Below are 15,394 nucleotides of genomic sequence, written 5' to 3'. Positions count from 1 at the left end.
CCTGTCGATCCGTACGCGGCGCCCCGAAGCCCGCTGAATCCAGGAGACACCCCATGGCCCGCTCCGGCCCCGCCCGCCCCCACCGCGCGACCGACCGCCCCTCCCGCGCGACCGCCCGCCCCCACCGCGCGACCGACCGCCCCTCTCGCGCGACCGCCCGCTCCCGTCGCCTCGGCATCCTGAAGCGCACCGTCACCCTCGCCCTCGCCGCGGCCCTCGCTGCCCCGATCGCCGCCCTCGCGCCCGCGGTGCAGGCATCCGCCGCTCCGGTCGTGAAGACCGCGGCCTTCGGCGCCCCCGACGACATCGCCGCCGACTACTACGCGGCCCTGCTGCGCCACACGCGCTGGGTGAACACGGTCTGGGATCCGGCCATCGGCGCCTACCAGTTCAAGGACTTCAACTTCGCCGTCGTGCTCGGCAACGCCGTGATCCTCACGCACGGCGAGTACGACGCCTCCGTCACGGGCATCCCGAAGGAGCAGCTGCAGCAGCGCACGGTCGACACGATCCGCTACTACGCCGCGAAGAACCGCTTCGTCGATCCGAACGGCACCTGGGGCAAGAAGCTCTTCTGGGACTCGACGTTCCAGTCGTACTTCCTCGACGCCGGGCGCGTGCTCTGGGACCAGCTCGATGCCACGACGCAGAAGAACCTCGAGACCATCGCGGTCGGGCAGTCCGCGTACACGTCCGATCTGAACTACGGCAACGACCCGCTCTCGGGCTCGTGGACCGCCGATTGGCCGACCGGCAAGCACGAGGGAGACACCGCGCAGGAGGAGGCCGGCGTCTACACGCAGGCCCTCGCCCCGGGGCTGGCCTGGGCGCCCGACCACGCGGATGCCGCCCGCTGGGACGCGCAGCTCGGCGACTGGGCGCGCAACGCCGCCGGCCAGCCGACCGCCGACCTCAACAACCCGGCGATCGTCGCCGGCAAGCCCGTGTCGACGAACACGATGCAGACGATCTACGACACGTACCTGGTCGAGAACCACGGGTCGTTCGGTCCGCACTACCAGTCCGACATCTGGCGCTCGGGCGGACGCAACGCGATCCAGTTCGTGCTCAACGGCCAGCCGATCCCCGAATACCTGAAGCACCAGCCCAACTCGGCGGAGCTCTGGGAGGCGATCAAGATGGTGATGTCGAACCAGGGCGAGCCGTTCATGCCCATGGTCAACGACCGCGAGTACCTGTACGGGCGCGACGTGATCCCGATGGCGTTCCTCGGCCAGGTGCTGCGCGATCCCGACGCCGTGCGGGCCGAGGCGAACATGGCCGCCTCGCTCGAGGCGTATCAGGCCTACGCCCCGGTCGATCGCCTGGCGAAGTTCTCGGGTGAGCCGAAGTACGAGCCCGAGGCGCGGGCCGAGATCGCGATCTCGTACCTCCTGCACGTCGCGGCCGCCGAGTCCGAGGAGGGGCCGGTCGCCCCGACCCCGCAGGACGAGTTCTTCGCGCGGCTCGCGGGCGTGCGCGACTTCGGCGCCGGTCCCGGGCTCTCGGTGCAGCAGACCGCGGATGCCTGGGCCGCGGCATCCAGCAAGAAGGGGTTCCTGAAGTTCCCGTGGGTGCCGGGCCACGACTCGTGGCTGTTCGCCCTCTCCGGCGCGACGCCGTACCTCTACCCGAACTCGGCCGCCACGGTCGACGACCGGCGCACGAGCACCTTCACGACCCCGCGCGACGGCTTCGAGGGCACCTCCTCGGTGTTCCGCATCGGCGACGGCTACGCCGGACAGGTCACCCTGCCGAACGGAGCCGCGCTCTACGCGTCGACGGGGGCGGGCTGGCAGGACGGCTCGGTGTCGGTGCGCAACCTCGACATGGGCGGGTACAACGGCCTCGACGGCTCGCGCACGTACGTCACGGCGGAGGGCTCGGCGACCGACACCCTCCCCGTCGTGACGCCGCCGGACCCCGCTGACGCGAACGCCGCCCGCGTCGACGACCTGTCGTTCGACCCGGTGCCGGCGCGCTACGTGCGCATGCAGGGCCAGCAGGGCAACGCGCAGTTCGGCTATTCGCTGTACTCGTTCCACGCCTACGGTGCGGATGCCGAGGCCACGACCGACCTCGCCGCCGGCCGCCCCGCGACCGCATCGAGCGAGGACCCGGCGCGCCTGGCCGCGACCGTCACCGACGCGAACCCGACGACACGGTGGGCGGTGGCGCGCGCGGATCGCACGCGGGCCGACTCGTGGATCCAGGTCGATCTCGGCAGCGAGCGCACCGTCTCCGCGGTTCGTCTGGCCTGGGAGTCGAGCGCGGGTGAGCGCTACCTCGTGCAGACCTCGGTCGACGGCCAGACCTGGACGACGCAGACCGCTCGCACGGGCGGCGTCGACGCGAACGTCGCCCGCCTCGACACGGTCGACCTGACGCCCGCCGGCGCGACTGCGCCCGCACCCGTCGAGACCCGCTTCGTGCGCATGCAGGGCGTGCAGGGCGACCCCGCCTACGGCTACTCGCTGTACACGATGCGCGCGCTGACCGCGGCCGGCGTCGATGCGGCGGCGGGCAAGCCGGCCACGGCATCCAGCGCCGACACCGGTCGTGCGCCCTCGAGCGTCACCGACAACGACGCGTCCTCGCGCTGGGCGGTGTCGCGCGCCGACCGAACGCGCGCCGATTCCTGGATCCAGGTCGACCTCGGCGCCCCGACCGCGATCGCCCAGGTGCAGTTGGGGTGGGAGGCCTCGGCCGGTCGCGAGTACCGGATCCAGACCTCCGCCGACGGCGTGACGTGGACGGATGCCGCGAGCTTCCGGTACACCGGCGACGAGGTGACCTCGACCGAGGGGTCGTGGATCAACGTCGAGGAGCGGGCCGGATTCGTCGTGCGCGGCGGTCAGGCCCCGATCACGGTGTCGGCCGAGAAGCCCGGCATCAACGCGCTCCGGCTCGGCGGCGGCGATCGCCCGCTGCTCGTCGAGATGGTGCCGGGCGACGCTGCGGCGACGGCGGCTCAGGACGCCGCGCCGCAGCCGTCGGCCGAGGGGTTGCTGGTCAGCTCGCTCGGCGGCTACCTCAGCGCGTTCAACCTGTCCGGCACCGAGGTGACGACCGACGTCACGATTCCGTACGTCGGCGACACGGTGTCGCTGTTCGCGGGGGAGCAGACGCTCGGCGCGGATGCCTCGACCCTCCGGGTCACGGTTCCGGCCGGGCAGGCGGTCGTGCTCGCTCCGCGCGCCACGGTGCCCACCGACGTCGCGCGATCCGCGGGCGTCGGAGTCTCGGTGGTCGACGGACGCACGATCCGAGTCGCGGATGCCGCCGCCGATGCGCGAGCGGAAGCATCCGCCGCGGCACCGACCCTCGAGGTGATGAACGCCGAGACGGGCGAGACGCGGGCGCTGCCGGTGGGCGAGCCCGTCGTGGCCGCCGCCGCGAGCTTCCCCGGTGCGACGCCGTTCCCCGTGCCCGACCGGGCGCTGAGCACGCTGACCTTCCCGGCATCCGTCCTGCCCGAGGGCATGACCTCGCCGCAGGGCGCGGTCGACGGCGACGAGGCGACGTCGTGGACGCCGGGCGTCGACGGCCGCATGGTGACCGATCTCGGGTCCGCGCAGCCGATCGGCACCGTCACGACGCTGTGGGACGGATCGGATGCCCCCGCCGCCACCGTGTCGGTGAGCGACGACGGCGTCACGTTCCGCGATGTCGGCACGATCGAGGCGGGAACGACCCACGGTGCCGTGTCCGTCGATGCGACCGCGCGCTACGTGGCGTTGAGCACCGCGTGGAAGACCGGGCACCCGGGCCTCACGGCACTCCGCGTGCTCGCTCCGGGTGCCGTCGACGACGCCGCCCCGGGCGCGATCCGGGGCGAGGTCCCCGCGCTCGTGGTCGGTGCGAACGTGAGCGGCGCCCTGCAGGCATCCGGTGTTCCCGCCCCGACGTACGCGGTCGTGGCCGGGGCCCTGCCCGACGGGGTGACCCTCGATCCCGACACGGGCGCGCTCGCGGGTGCGCCGACGACGGTCGGTGCGTACGCCTTCACGGTCGCCGCCGACAACGGGATCGGCGAGGCATCGACCCGTGCCTTCGCCGGAGAGGTCACCGCGGTGCCGGTCGATCCGGGTCAGCCCGGAGAGCCCGGAGAGCCCGGGGAGCCCGGCACTCCCGGCGGCGGCTCGGGCGGGGGCGCCGGCGGAGGCGGCTCGGGATCCGACGGCGATCTCGCCGCGACCGGCCTGGTGCTCGGGTGGTCGCTCGCGGCCGCACTGCTGCTGCTGGCCGCCGGCGGACTGCTCGTCGCGCGACGCCGCAGGCTCGCCCTGTCGTCCGAGGACTGACGCTCCGACCCCTCGGCGGACGGTCAGTCCTCGTCGGGCTCTTCCGGCGCGCCGCCCGAGGCCGTGTCGGCCTCCTCGTCGGCGCCGGGCGTGCCCTGCGTGTTCTGGTGATCAGCGTCGTGCAGGTCGTTGCTCACGGGATCGCTCATGTCGTCCTCCTTCGGTGTGAGTGGACCTGCACCGTACGTCCGCTCCGACGCGTCCGCGCAGGGGGTTGACGGGCGACGCGGCCGCACTCGTTCAGCGGAGGTCGCGGATCGCTGATTCGATCCGCGAGCCCATCACCTCGACGCTGCGAGCATCCGCGCCATGCGCCGAGGCTCGACGGGGGAGGGTCTCCAAGGTCGGTCGCACCTGCGCGAGGAAATCGCGCGCCGCCTCTTCGGTGATCCGGAAGAGGCTGAGCGCATCGGCTGTCAGCAGTGACGCGATCCGCACCTCGTGGTCGCCGAGGAGTGCGAGCTGGTGCCGATCGCCGTCGCCCAGCGGCTCGGGGTTCACATCGAACGCGGGAGCGAGCGCCCAGTTCGCGCCGCGTCGCAGGAATCCGTGGTTCCGCAGATGGTCGTCGAGGTTGCCGACGAGAGCGCCGAACGCGGCACGCTTCCACAGTTCCGACGTGTCGGCGCCCGACATCTGAGCGAAGTCGACGACGTCCATCCAGTCCCCGCCCTCGCCGTCGACTGCTTCCAGAGCGTTCATGGCGGAGAGGTAGGGGATGCGGATGCCGTCATCCGTGCGGTCGAAGCGGCGCAGGAACAGCACGGTGCGCGCCGTTCCATCGACGACGATCTGCTTCGTCTTGTGCGCAGCGACGTGGATGCCGCAGGCGCTCATGGCATCCAGCAGCGAAGCCTCCCAGGCGATGACGTTCCATTCATCACCGATCGGCTTCGGGAACTTCGCCAACCAGAGGTCATCGCCGAGGATGACGTTCGCCTTCGGGCGTGCACCACCGAGCGAGCCCGTCGCTCGGAACAGGCGTCGCACGGCAACGTCGTCGATGTCGGTCTCGCCACGTTCGATCTGATCGGCGATGTGGATGATGCTCGACAGCTCGGCTTCGGTCGGTACACCGTCGCCATCCGCAACCGCGGTGCCGTCGTCCCAGAAGCGGGTCGCTCCCTGCCGCCCGTGGTCGTTGACTCCGAGCATGAGGGTGAGTTCGTCGAGGCGGCGACCGGCCGCACGATTCTGGACCTTGCGCCCCCACGTGTCGGGCGCCGAGTCGCTGAAGGGATTGGTGGGGGCGAGCGGCTGTGGCCCGGGGTGGAGCCCGAGTGCGGGGCTGAGTGCGAAAGCGTCGCGCCGACGGAGGTATTCGGTGTCGTACTCGAACGCTCCGGAGGCGCGGGTGCGGTAGATCCGCCCGGCGGAGACCTCGTCCCGGCCGATCACCGTCGTCACCCGGTAGCTGTCAGCCATCGGAGCGCACCCGCACTCGTTCGGGCAGCTTCTCGTCCGCCATCAGTCGCCCGCGTTCGGTCGCGTAGGGGTCGGTCGCCGATACGACAGCGTCCATCAGCCCGAGAACACGCAGCACGCGGAGGGTGATCTCCAGCGACGCGCCCTCTCCGTTCTCGAGCCTGCTGATGGTCGGAGCCGTGGTGCCCGCGCGCTCGGCCACCATCTTGGCCGTCAGGCCCAACAGCTTGCGTTGTGTGGTGAGGTTCTGACCGATCGCGCGCAGTGATCGCGAGATCGGTACGGGTCGGTTCGCCATGCGGGCGAGTTTACATCAACAAAATATGCATTAAACAGTCTTTGCATAAAGTTCGCTTTATCTAAAATTACAGCCTACTGCCGCGGCGTGGCGTGAGACGGTGGCGGACGACAGTCATCGTCGGGCTCCTCCGGCGCTCCGCGGCGAGCACGATGCGCTCCTAGGATGGAGCGGGTGACGGGGTGGACGTGGCAGGCGTGGTTCGGACTCATCGGCGGAACGGCGATCTTCTTCGCGGTACTGGTGCCGATGCTTCTGGTGCAGGTGCGGCGCTACGGCGGATTCTCGTTCCGACGTCTCCTGGGCGCCGCTGCGGTGAGCGTGTACGCCGTGGCGCTCGTCGCCTACACGCTTCTTCCCCTGCCCGAGGCGCGGGCGAACTGCGCGGGGGGAGTGACCACTGCGGAGTGGATCCCCGGGCACTCGATCGGTGACATCCTCCGCGAGACCGAGGGACTCTCCCTGGCCGCCACGCTCACGAGCAGGGCCACGCTGCAGGTGGTGTTGAACGTGGCGCTGTTCGTGCCGTTCGGCATGATCGCCCGGCGCTATTGGAACCGCGGACCGGTGGTGTCGATCCTCCTCGGCGGGGCGCTGTCCGTGCTGATCGAGGCGACGCAGTTCACGGGTGTGTGGGGTCTGTACGACTGCGCCTACCGGGTCGCCGATGTCGACGACGTCATCGCGAACACGGCCGGGGCGGCGATCGGCGTGCTCCTCGCGCCGTTGCTGCTCTCGTGGATGCCGAGCGCGCGCAGCCTGCGTGAGTTCCGGTCGACGCCCCGTCCTGTCACGGTCTGGCGTCGCTGGTTCGGCATGATCCTCGATGCGATCGCCGTGAACGTCGCCATCAGTGTCATCTCCCTGGTGCTGCTCGTGCCCAGACTCGTGTTCTCCGACGGTCGTGCGCCCGCCGACCCGCAGAGCGTGGTCGAGGTGATCGCGATCGGAGTGGGGGCCGTGGCGCTCGTCGTCGTGATTCCGGCGCTGATGTCGGAGGGCGCCTCGATCGGTCAACGCCTCGTCTGGCTGACGCCCGTCTGGCGGGACGGGCGCGGATCCATGCCCCGGCGGTTGTATCGCGCCTCGATCGTGGCTCTCCCCTACACGCTGGCGACGGTGGCTCAGCAGTGGCCCGGGGCCGAGACCGGTATGACGCAGACGATCGTGGGAGTGGTCGGCATCGTCAGCTCGCTGATCGTGTTCATCGCCGTCGTGTCGGTGCCGTTCAGTCGTGAGCGCCGAGGGCTGTCGCTGATCGTCTCCGGAGGCGGTCTCCGCGATTCGCGCGAGTGATGACCGGGACGTGCCGCGCGGAGCGGTTCGTCGAAGAACCCCCGTAGCCTGGACGCATGTCGACCCCCGCATCGCGCACCGCCCTCGACGTCGCCGACTGGCGACGCCGTGTCTTCGCCCTCTACGCCGCCGTGCGCGAGGCCGATTCGCCCGAAGACGCCCACGAACTGTGGCGCATCGAACGGGACGACCTGATGCTGCACCACCCCGCCACCGCGCTGCTGCCCGAGGGCCGCGTGATGTTCGAGGGGCTGCCGATCGCCTCGTACGACGCGCAGTGGCGGTTCGAGCTGCCGATCCTCGAGGCCGAGCCCGGCGGATTCGACTTCGCGACCGGCACCGACGGCGTCGTGCCGTTCGAGCGCATCGGTCGGGTCGAGGTGCCGGATGCCGGGTCGCTCGACGTGTGGCGGTTGACGACGTACGGCGGCGGGCTGTTCATCCCGGTGCGCGATGCGCTCGCCGGCAAGCCCGGCGGCACCTATGGCGGCGGCCGCTACCTCGTCGACACGATCAAGGGCGCCGACCTCGGATCGGATGCCGCGGGCGGAACGCTCGTGCTCGACTTCAACTTCGCGTACAACCCGTCGTGCGCCTACGACCCGGCCTGGGCGTGCCCGCTCGCCCAGCCCGGCAACGTGCTCCCCGTCGCGGTGCCGGTGGGGGAGATGTACGCGGGCTGAGCTCTCCGCGCAGACCTCATCTCGTGGAGACCGACTCGTCGGTCGTGTCGGTCGGCGCAGCGGCATCCGCCCGGTGCAGCGTCTCGGGCAGCACGGAGATGCCGATCAGTCCGATGACGCTCAGGCCGACGAGGTAGCCGGCGACCAGCCAGGGAGCGCCCTCGGCGAGGCGGACGAGCGCGGTGGCGACCAGCGGGGCGGTGCCGCCGACGAGGGCGGCCGGGATCTCGCGCGAGATCGCGATGCCGCTCCAGCGCATGCGGGTGGGGAAGAGCTCCGCCAGCATCGCCGCGGACACGCCGATCGTCGCTCCCTGCACGATCGCCAGACCGAGGATCAGGCCGAGGGCGACCAGTACCGAGTTCTCGGTCTGGAAGAGCATGAACATCGGGAACGCGAAGGCGATCGCGAAGATCGCCGCGCCGATGAGCACGGGCTTGCGGCCGATGCGGTCGGCGAGACGCCCGAACCCGAGGGTGGCGGGGATGGTGAGCAACTCCGCGACGATGAGGCCGATGAGAGCGTGCGTGGGGTTCACCGAGAGCGTGCCTGTCGTGTACGAGATCGAGAACGTCTGCACGACATAGACCCACGGCAGGGCGAACACGAACAGCGCCATGCCGGCGAGCAGGGTGCGCCAGTGCGAGCGCACCGCCGTGACCAGCGGCGCACGCGTCACCTCGCCATCGCGCTCGGCGGCCTCGAACGCCGCGGTCTCCTTGACGCGCAGGCGGAAGTACAGCGCGAATGCCACGATCACGATGCTCGCGATGAACGGGATCCGCCATCCCCACGCCTGGAACTGCTCGACCGGCAGCAGGCTGATGAGGGCGAAGGTGGCGGTGGCGAGCGCCATGCCCACGTAGACGGATGCTCCGGGGAAACCCGCGATGAAGGCGCGGTTGCGCGTGTCGGACGACTCGCTCGCCATCGTCATCGCGCCGGCGAACTCCGCACCCGCGCCGGCGCCCTGGAAGAGGCGCAGGACGATCAGCAGGATGGGCGCCCAGATGCCGATGGTCTCGGCGGTCGGCAGCAGGCCGATGAGGGTCGTCGCGATGCCCATCATGAGGAGCGTGGCCAGGAGGGTGCCCTTGCGGCCGATCCGGTCTCCGAAGTGCGCGAACACGAGGCCGCCGATCGGGCGGGCGCCGAAGCCGACGGCGAACGTCGCGAACGCGCCCAGCAAGCCGGCGAAGTCGCCGCCGCCCGGGAAGAACAGCGGCGCGAAGACCAGGGCCGATGCGAGCCCGTAGAGGGTGAAGTCATACCACTCGATGATGGTTCCGACCGAGCTTCCGATGACGGCCCGTCGGCGTTGTGCGCGGGGGTCCAGTCCGGGGCGATCGATGTCGTCGGCGATGTCGATGTCCATGGCACTCCTGTGTGTCGAGGTGGAGGTCCGCGCGCCGACGTCCGTCGGTGGGCGCGCGAACCTCACTCAGGCTAGACAGATCGTCCACAGGTCTTCATGTGCCCAGGGCACAGGGTCGGACGGTCGAAATGAGTGCACCGCACATGCGCGGCGTCCAGCGCGGCCGGTCGGTGATAGCAGCATTCAGTCGTGCGTTCAATGGCTCCCGGGAGATCGAGCCGGGGTGGAACCATCGGAGCATGGATGCCGCAGTCGTGGTCGAGGTCCCCGCGGGGAATGACGAGGCGCTGCTGCGGAAGCTCGTAGAGGCTGCGGCAGGCGGGGATCAGGAGGCCATTGCCCAGGTGTACGACCTCACCTGCGTTCCGGTTCTGCGTCTCATCCGCGACGTCGTCGACGACCCGACGGTCAGCGATGAAGCCCTTCAGGCGACATACCTCGAGATATGGCGTCGCGCGCACGAGGGCGCTTCGACGCGGGGGTCCGTGATCGGGTGGATCTCGGAGATCGCTTACGCGGAGTCGGTGGCCCGGCGCGCTCCGGGGGCCTGGCGCCCGTTGCCGGATGAGCAGCGCCGATGCCTCGCGCTCGCACACTACTTCGGTCTCTCCCAGGTCGAGATCGCATCGGTGACCGGCACGACCCTCGCGATCGTTCGCGCGCTGACGCGCGCCGCGCTCACGAACATTCGGGGCGAGTCCGGCCCCGAGCGCATCGCCGACCTCGCCAGCTGACGGTCTGCCGGAGCGACCGACCGATCGGCCGACGAGGGACTCCTTACCGGGCCGTCTCGCTCACTCGGGGCCGCGTGAGACGCGGCACCAGCACCGGCGTGCTGTCGCGATAGGCGACGTAGTCGGCGCGATCGCCCCACTTCTTCTCGGCGCGCGCCTCGAGCAGCGGGATACCGCTCACGCGCGTGAGCAGCAGGATCACGAACAGCGGCGAGAGCACGGCGGCCCACTGCCACCCGGTGAGCACGGGCGCCGCGGTGATGAAGACTCCCACCCAGATCACGATCTCGCCGAAGTAGTTGGGGTGGCGCGACCGCGACCACAGGCCGGTGCGGATGAACTCGTCCCGATTGCTCGGGTCCTTCCGGAACGCAGACTTCTGGGCGTCGGCGACGATCTCGACCACCATGCCGAGCGCCCACACGACGACCCCGACGATGCTCAGCCATCCGAGGGGCGGCCGGGCCGCGGCATCCGTGCTGATCGCGATCCACGCGGCCGCCGCCGTCAACGACACCCACGCGCCCTGGATCACCCATACCTGCAGGAAGCGCAGCGGCGAGCCCTTGATCTCGTCGAATCGGCCGTCCGATCCCGCCTTGTGCACGCGCATGGCGAGGAATGAGCCGAGGCGCGCGGCCCACAGCATCACCATGCCCGCGAGGATCCAGCTGCGCGCGTCGGGCATCGGCGTCAGCAGCACGAGAACCACGGAGATCACGAAGAAGGTGGCGCTGCCGGTGAGGTCGAAGAAGCGCTCGGTGCGCAGGAGGAATGCGGGGATGAAAGCGAGGATCTGGATGACGAACGCCGCCGCGACCGCGACCGCGAACAGCGGGATGCCGCCGACGGATGCGCCGTTCTGACTGCCGGCGAGTGCGACGAGCGCGCCGATGACGAGGGCGGCGACGATCGCGATCAGCGAGGTGCGCGAGGAGCGGGTGTTCGTGGGCGTCGGCGACGACATGGCGTTCTTTCCGTTTCTCAGGGTGGTTCAGAGGTAGAGGTCGTTGACGGTGACGGCGGCGCGATCGAGCACGACGTTCCGCTTGAGCTTCATGGTGGGTGTGACGAGTTCGCGGTCGTCGAGGTCGGCGAGCACGACGCTGAAGCGGCGCACCTGCTCGCTGTGCGCCACGAGTGCGTTGGCGGCGTCGACGGCGCGCTGCAGGTGGGCGCGCAGCGCTGGATCGGCGACCGTGCGGATGTCGTCGATCGGACCCGAGGGGAGCGCGATGCCTTCGGCGGATGCCCAGGCCCGCGTCTGCTCGGGGTCGAGGAGCAGCAGCGCCGACAGGTAGGGCTTGCCCTCGCCGACCATCACCGCGTGCGAGACCAGCGGATCGGCTTCGACCGTGCTCTCCCAGCGGGTCGGCACGACGGTCTTGCCGTTCGAGGTGACGATCACGTCTTTGAGCCGGCCCTCCAGGAACAACCGGCCCTGGTCGTCGAGTCGCCCGAGGTCGCCGGTGCGGAAGAAGCCGTCGATGAAGGCATCCTCGTTGTGTGCCGGATTCCGGTAGCCGTCGAAGACGCCGATCCCGCGGGCGAGGACTTCGCCCTCGTCGCTGATGCGCACGGTGAGTCCGGGCAGGGGCGTGCCGACGCTGCCCGAGGCGATGAGACCCGGCAGGTTGCCGGTGAGCGGCGCCGTCGTCTCGGTCAGCCCGTACCCCTCGATGACGGGCACGCCGAGGCCGCGGAAGAAGAGCGAGAGCTCGGGGTCGAGCGCGGCTCCGCCCGAGAGGATGTAGCCGACCCGCCCGCCCATCACGGTGCGGAGGCGGCGGTAGAAGAGGGCGTCGAAGAAGCGGTGGCGCAGGCGGAGCCCGCGGCGGTTCGGGATTCTCCGACGCGCGTCGATCCGCTCGGCGCGGCGGCCCCAGGCGACGGCCGTCTCGTGAGCCTTCGCCCAGACGCGACTCAGGCCCTTGTCCGCAGCCTTCGCTGCGGCGGCAGCCTGGATCTTCTCCAGCACGCGCGGCACGACGACCAGGAACGTGGGGCGGAGAGTGTCGAGGGTCGAGACCACCGTGGACGGGTCGGAGAGATGCGCGATCCGCATGCCGCTGGCCAGGCAGATCAGCTGGAGTCCGCGCGCCAGGACGTGGGCGAGGGGCAGGAAGATGACGGTGTTGCCGTTCTCGTTCACGATCTCGCGGTACGCGGCGGCGATGTTGAGCACCTGGCCGAGGAAGTTCCGATGCGAGAGCACGACGCCCTTGGGCTCGCCCGTGGTTCCCGAGGTGTAGACGATGGTCGCGGGGGCGTCCTGCGTGGCGTGCGTTCGGCGTGCCTCGACTTCGTCATCGGCGACGTCGGAGCCCAGCGCGACCAGGTCGTCGAGGGTTCCGGATGCTGCGGCTCCGGGGTCGGAATCGTGCGGGGTGTCGGCATCCATCGTCCACGCGCCGAGCGTCGGTGCGCCGGACTGCGCGAGAGCCGCCTGCAGGAGCTCGGTGTGCGCCGGGCTGCCGCCGATCGCGAGGCGCACACCGGCGTCGGCGACGATCGCGTTCACCTGCGAGGGTGACGACGTCTCGTAGATCGGCACGACGACGGCACCGGCGAACCAGGCGGCGAGATCGGCGACGGCCCACTCGTAGCGCGTCGGCGCCATGATCGCGATCGGATCGCCGGTGCGGATGCCGCGGGCGATGAGCCCCTTCGCGAGGGCCCGTACCTCGTTCGCGAACTCCCGGGTGGTGACCGGCTGCCAGCCGCCGTCGCGGTCGACCTCGAAGGCGACGTGATCGGGGGCATCCGCTTCGCGCCGGGCCAGCAGGTCGGTGACGTTGCGGTAGCCGTCGAGGGCGGCGAGGGGTGGGGTCGACGACTCGATCATCGGGGCTCCTCTCGGTCTGCGGGCGCGCCAGAGCCGCCCGTCGGGTGCTGTTCGGAGCCGGTGGGGATTCGGATGGGGGTCGGGAGGCCTCAGAATCGTTCCGCCTGGTCCCTCATTGTCGGAGCGGACCTGACCACGGTGACGGTGCGAACGGTGCGCCTGCCCCCCTTTCGGGGTCAAACGAATGCTCCACACGATGTGGCGAGCGCGCGTCGCGTATCTTTTCGTCAGGGATCGGCCGGATCACGCGGGTCGACAGCACGGGGCGAGGTGTCGATATGGGCGACGAGAGCATCTGTCAGCTTGCGGAGACGGGTGCCGATCACTCCGTGATCGCGATCGTCGCGCTTCTCTTGCTGGTCAGTGGAGCTGCCCTGATGATCGCGCGCGCACGCGGCGGGAAGCGCGGCATCGGAACGGTTGCAGGGGGTGCGCTCATCGTGATCGGGGTGCTCGTGTTTGCTCCGGTAATCGCCCCCAGCGCTTCCTACGCGGACAGCGGTGACCTCGATTGCAGCTACGAGGATTCCAGCCCGAGTTCACCATTGAGCGCGGAGCAGCCTCTGCCGACGTCGACGCCCTCGCCGTCGCCGTCGCCGTCGCGCCTACCGTCGCCGGCGTAGATGACGGTGACGCCGACCGCGCCGGTCATGGTCGCGTCGGATGTCTGCGGCGTGACGTCTGAAGTGCGGATCCCGGAAGCCCCCGGCGTCGTGTACTCGCAGAGCGTGACGGGATTCGTCGTCACCGTGGGTGCTCAGGCCGCGCCGGGCTACGTCTTCCCGCAGGATGCGACGACGACGTGGACTTTCGACACCACGCCTGAGGAATGCGCCTGCGTGCCTGCGGCGGTTCCCTGGGATGGCGGGGCGATCACCGGCTACGCGGTGTCGTCGGTCAGTGGCGAGATCACCGTGACCTTCGGCCCGAACGGCTGGCTGGATTCCCTCGCTCCGTTCGCGCCTACGTTCGCCGTCGAGCTGGTCCGCACCGATTCTCGAAGCTACAGCTTGGTGGCGACGGGGCCCGCGGGCATGCCGGATGAGCTGGTGGCGACGAACGGCCTGATCTCGGCGAGCAATGTCGACCGTTACAGCGCGGAATCGGGTTCTGTCGTCTCTCCCGACACGGTCTCTTTCGCCCCGGACCGGTCGAGCACCAACGACGACCTGTGGGCGAAGCTCGATGAACGGTACGTGGAGCTCGTCGCTCGATATCCCGACGCCGGGCTGGTCGAGGTCGGTCGAGGTAACTCGGACTCCAACACGCTCGACGTCACCGTGACCGTCATCAATTCCTGCGGTGCCGCGGAGTCGCGGACCCTCACGCAGCGCTCGGGCGGTGGTGGGGGCGGCATCTGACGACTACGCGCGAGCTGCCGTGCGCAGGGTCTGCTCGAACAGTCACCCGGCCGCACGTCACGCAGGGGTAGCGTCTTCCCGACCGGGGGTGCGCCTCGGCACCTTCACGTCGCCGATCCAACTTCCTCTACTCGCCAACCTGATCGTCCGCGCATCGACAGCTTTCCGGTGCGGCACGGACGTGACGCGCCCGGGCGAGGCGCTTCGTTTCACGCGGCGCTGTTCCGGCCGAGAAGATGAAGGGATGGAGAGAACGCGAGACGTCGACCTGCCCGTGCTCTATTTCGGAACTCCGGTCGCGTTGATCACCACGGTGAGCCCCGATGGCTCATCCAACATCGGGCCGATCTCCTCGGCTTGGGCACTCGACGATCGGTACCTGCTCGGACTGGGATCCGAAGGTCACACCCTGGCGAATCTCCGGCGCGTGCCCGACCTCGTCATCAACCTTCCGTCGCCGGAACTCGTCGAGGCCATCGAGGCGATCGCCCCGACCACGGGATGCTCCCCCGTCCCCGAGTCCAAGCGCCCCGCCTATCGGCACGAGCCCGACAAGTGGAGTCTCGGGGGGTTCACGCCGGTCGCGTCCGACCTCGTCCGCGCTCCGCGCATCGCCCAGTGCCCTGTGCAGATCGAAGCGCGCGCGGAGCAGTTCCTCCCGATCGGGGACGGCGGCGCTGTCGCCGTCGAGGCGAAGGTGCTGCGCGTGCACGTTCACGAGAGCATCGTCCGAACGGGGAAGGGCGATCGTATCGACACGGATGCTTGGCAGCCGCTCTACTACTCGTTCCGCCACTACTTCGCACAGGGGCAGCGCGTCGGGAGCAACTTCCGCGCAGAACTCCTCGACCCGTCGTCAGCTGTCAGCTGACCGGGCGGACCGGTGTCCCGCGGGAAAAGACGGAGGGGCTGACGGGAATCGAACCCGCGCTGTCTGCTTGGGAAGCAGAAGTTCTACCATTGAACTACAGCCCCGAACCCCGCATCCTCGCGGAACGGGGTGACGCCAGCCTACCTGCCACCCGGCCCGCGACCAAAGCGCTCACTCGGCCCGTCGGATCCGCGCCATGATG

At 70.1% G+C, this 15,394-nt stretch carries 13 protein-coding genes and 1 tRNA gene; 7 read left to right on the top strand and 7 right to left on the bottom strand.

Features of this window, described 5'->3' with window-relative positions; genetic code table 11:
- The first annotated feature begins 53 nt into the window (after window positions 1-53).
- Window positions 54-4,304 carry a discoidin domain-containing protein gene (locus ACTJKK_RS09770; protein WP_440747841.1) on the top strand — a complete coding sequence of 1,417 codons (4,251 nt, stop codon included), beginning with the start codon at window positions 54-56 and terminating at the stop codon, window positions 4,302-4,304.
- 23 nt (window positions 4,305-4,327) lie between these two features.
- Here the strand turns inward: ACTJKK_RS09770 and ACTJKK_RS09765 are convergent, their stop codons facing one another.
- The 3 genes from ACTJKK_RS09765 to ACTJKK_RS09755 form a co-directional block, all read right to left on the bottom strand.
- A complete protein-coding gene (locus tag ACTJKK_RS09765; protein ID WP_281731258.1) occupies window positions 4,328-4,453 on the bottom strand; it encodes a hypothetical protein in 126 nt (41 codons plus the stop codon).
- Window positions 4,454-4,544: 91 nt separating this feature from the next.
- Complete coding sequence (locus ACTJKK_RS09760) at window positions 4,545-5,729, bottom strand: type II toxin-antitoxin system HipA family toxin (protein ID WP_440747840.1); 1,185 nt, start codon at window positions 5,727-5,729, stop codon at window positions 4,545-4,547.
- On the bottom strand, window positions 5,722-6,027 hold the full coding sequence (locus ACTJKK_RS09755) for a helix-turn-helix domain-containing protein (protein WP_440747839.1): 306 nt from the start codon (window positions 6,025-6,027) through the stop codon (window positions 5,722-5,724). The genes ACTJKK_RS09760 and ACTJKK_RS09755 overlap by 8 nt, the downstream gene beginning before the upstream one ends.
- Before the next feature lie 174 nt (window positions 6,028-6,201).
- Here ACTJKK_RS09755 and ACTJKK_RS09750 point away from each other — a divergent pair, with 174 nt between their 5' ends.
- Both ACTJKK_RS09750 and ACTJKK_RS09745 read left to right on the top strand, forming a co-directional pair.
- On the top strand, window positions 6,202-7,323 hold the full coding sequence (locus tag ACTJKK_RS09750; RefSeq protein ID WP_440747838.1) for a VanZ family protein: 1,122 nt from the start codon (window positions 6,202-6,204) through the stop codon (window positions 7,321-7,323).
- A 56-nt stretch (window positions 7,324-7,379) separates the two neighbouring features.
- Window positions 7,380-8,006, top strand: a complete 627-nt coding sequence (locus ACTJKK_RS09745; protein WP_440747837.1) for a DUF1684 domain-containing protein — start codon at window positions 7,380-7,382, stop codon at window positions 8,004-8,006.
- Between the two features lie 16 nt (window positions 8,007-8,022).
- On the opposite strand, the gene ACTJKK_RS09740 is transcribed toward ACTJKK_RS09745, so the two are convergent.
- Window positions 8,023-9,381 carry an MFS transporter gene (locus ACTJKK_RS09740; protein ID WP_440747836.1) on the bottom strand — a complete coding sequence of 453 codons (1,359 nt, stop codon included), beginning with the start codon at window positions 9,379-9,381 and terminating at the stop codon, window positions 8,023-8,025.
- Between the two features lie 239 nt (window positions 9,382-9,620).
- Here ACTJKK_RS09740 and ACTJKK_RS09735 point away from each other — a divergent pair, with 239 nt between their 5' ends.
- On the top strand, window positions 9,621-10,115 hold the full coding sequence (locus ACTJKK_RS09735) for a sigma factor-like helix-turn-helix DNA-binding protein (RefSeq protein WP_440747835.1): 495 nt from the start codon (window positions 9,621-9,623) through the stop codon (window positions 10,113-10,115).
- Between the two features lie 43 nt (window positions 10,116-10,158).
- Here the strand turns inward: ACTJKK_RS09735 and ACTJKK_RS09730 are convergent, their stop codons facing one another.
- Together ACTJKK_RS09730 and ACTJKK_RS09725 are read right to left on the bottom strand one after the other, a co-directional pair.
- On the bottom strand, window positions 10,159-11,082 hold the full coding sequence (locus tag ACTJKK_RS09730) for a DUF1295 domain-containing protein (RefSeq protein WP_440747834.1): 924 nt from the start codon (window positions 11,080-11,082) through the stop codon (window positions 10,159-10,161).
- Between the two features lie 27 nt (window positions 11,083-11,109).
- Entirely contained in the window at window positions 11,110-12,960 is a 1,851-nt protein-coding gene (locus ACTJKK_RS09725; protein ID WP_440747833.1) for an AMP-dependent synthetase/ligase, read from the bottom strand.
- A 278-nt stretch (window positions 12,961-13,238) separates the two neighbouring features.
- Between ACTJKK_RS09725 and ACTJKK_RS09720 the strand changes: the two genes are divergently transcribed.
- From ACTJKK_RS09720 to ACTJKK_RS09710, 3 genes are all read left to right on the top strand, one after another.
- Entirely contained in the window at window positions 13,239-13,583 is a 345-nt protein-coding gene (locus ACTJKK_RS09720; protein WP_440747832.1) for a hypothetical protein, read from the top strand.
- Complete coding sequence (locus tag ACTJKK_RS09715) at window positions 13,584-14,321, top strand: hypothetical protein (RefSeq protein WP_440747831.1); 738 nt, start codon at window positions 13,584-13,586, stop codon at window positions 14,319-14,321.
- Window positions 14,322-14,565: 244 nt separating this feature from the next.
- Window positions 14,566-15,192, top strand: coding sequence for a flavin reductase family protein (locus ACTJKK_RS09710; RefSeq protein ID WP_440747830.1), 627 nt, complete (start codon window positions 14,566-14,568; stop codon window positions 15,190-15,192).
- A gap of 33 nt (window positions 15,193-15,225) precedes the next feature.
- Here the strand turns inward: ACTJKK_RS09710 and ACTJKK_RS09705 are convergent.
- A tRNA-Gly gene (locus ACTJKK_RS09705) sits at window positions 15,226-15,296 on the bottom strand.
- Between the last annotated feature and the right edge of the window lie 98 nt (window positions 15,297-15,394).

This window comes from Microbacterium sp. 22179 (genome assembly GCF_052045715.1).
GTDB lineage: Bacteria > Actinomycetota > Actinomycetes > Actinomycetales > Microbacteriaceae > Microbacterium > Microbacterium galbinum.
Note: the sequence above shows the minus strand (reverse complement) of the source record. Positions and strands in the feature narration are given on the sequence as shown.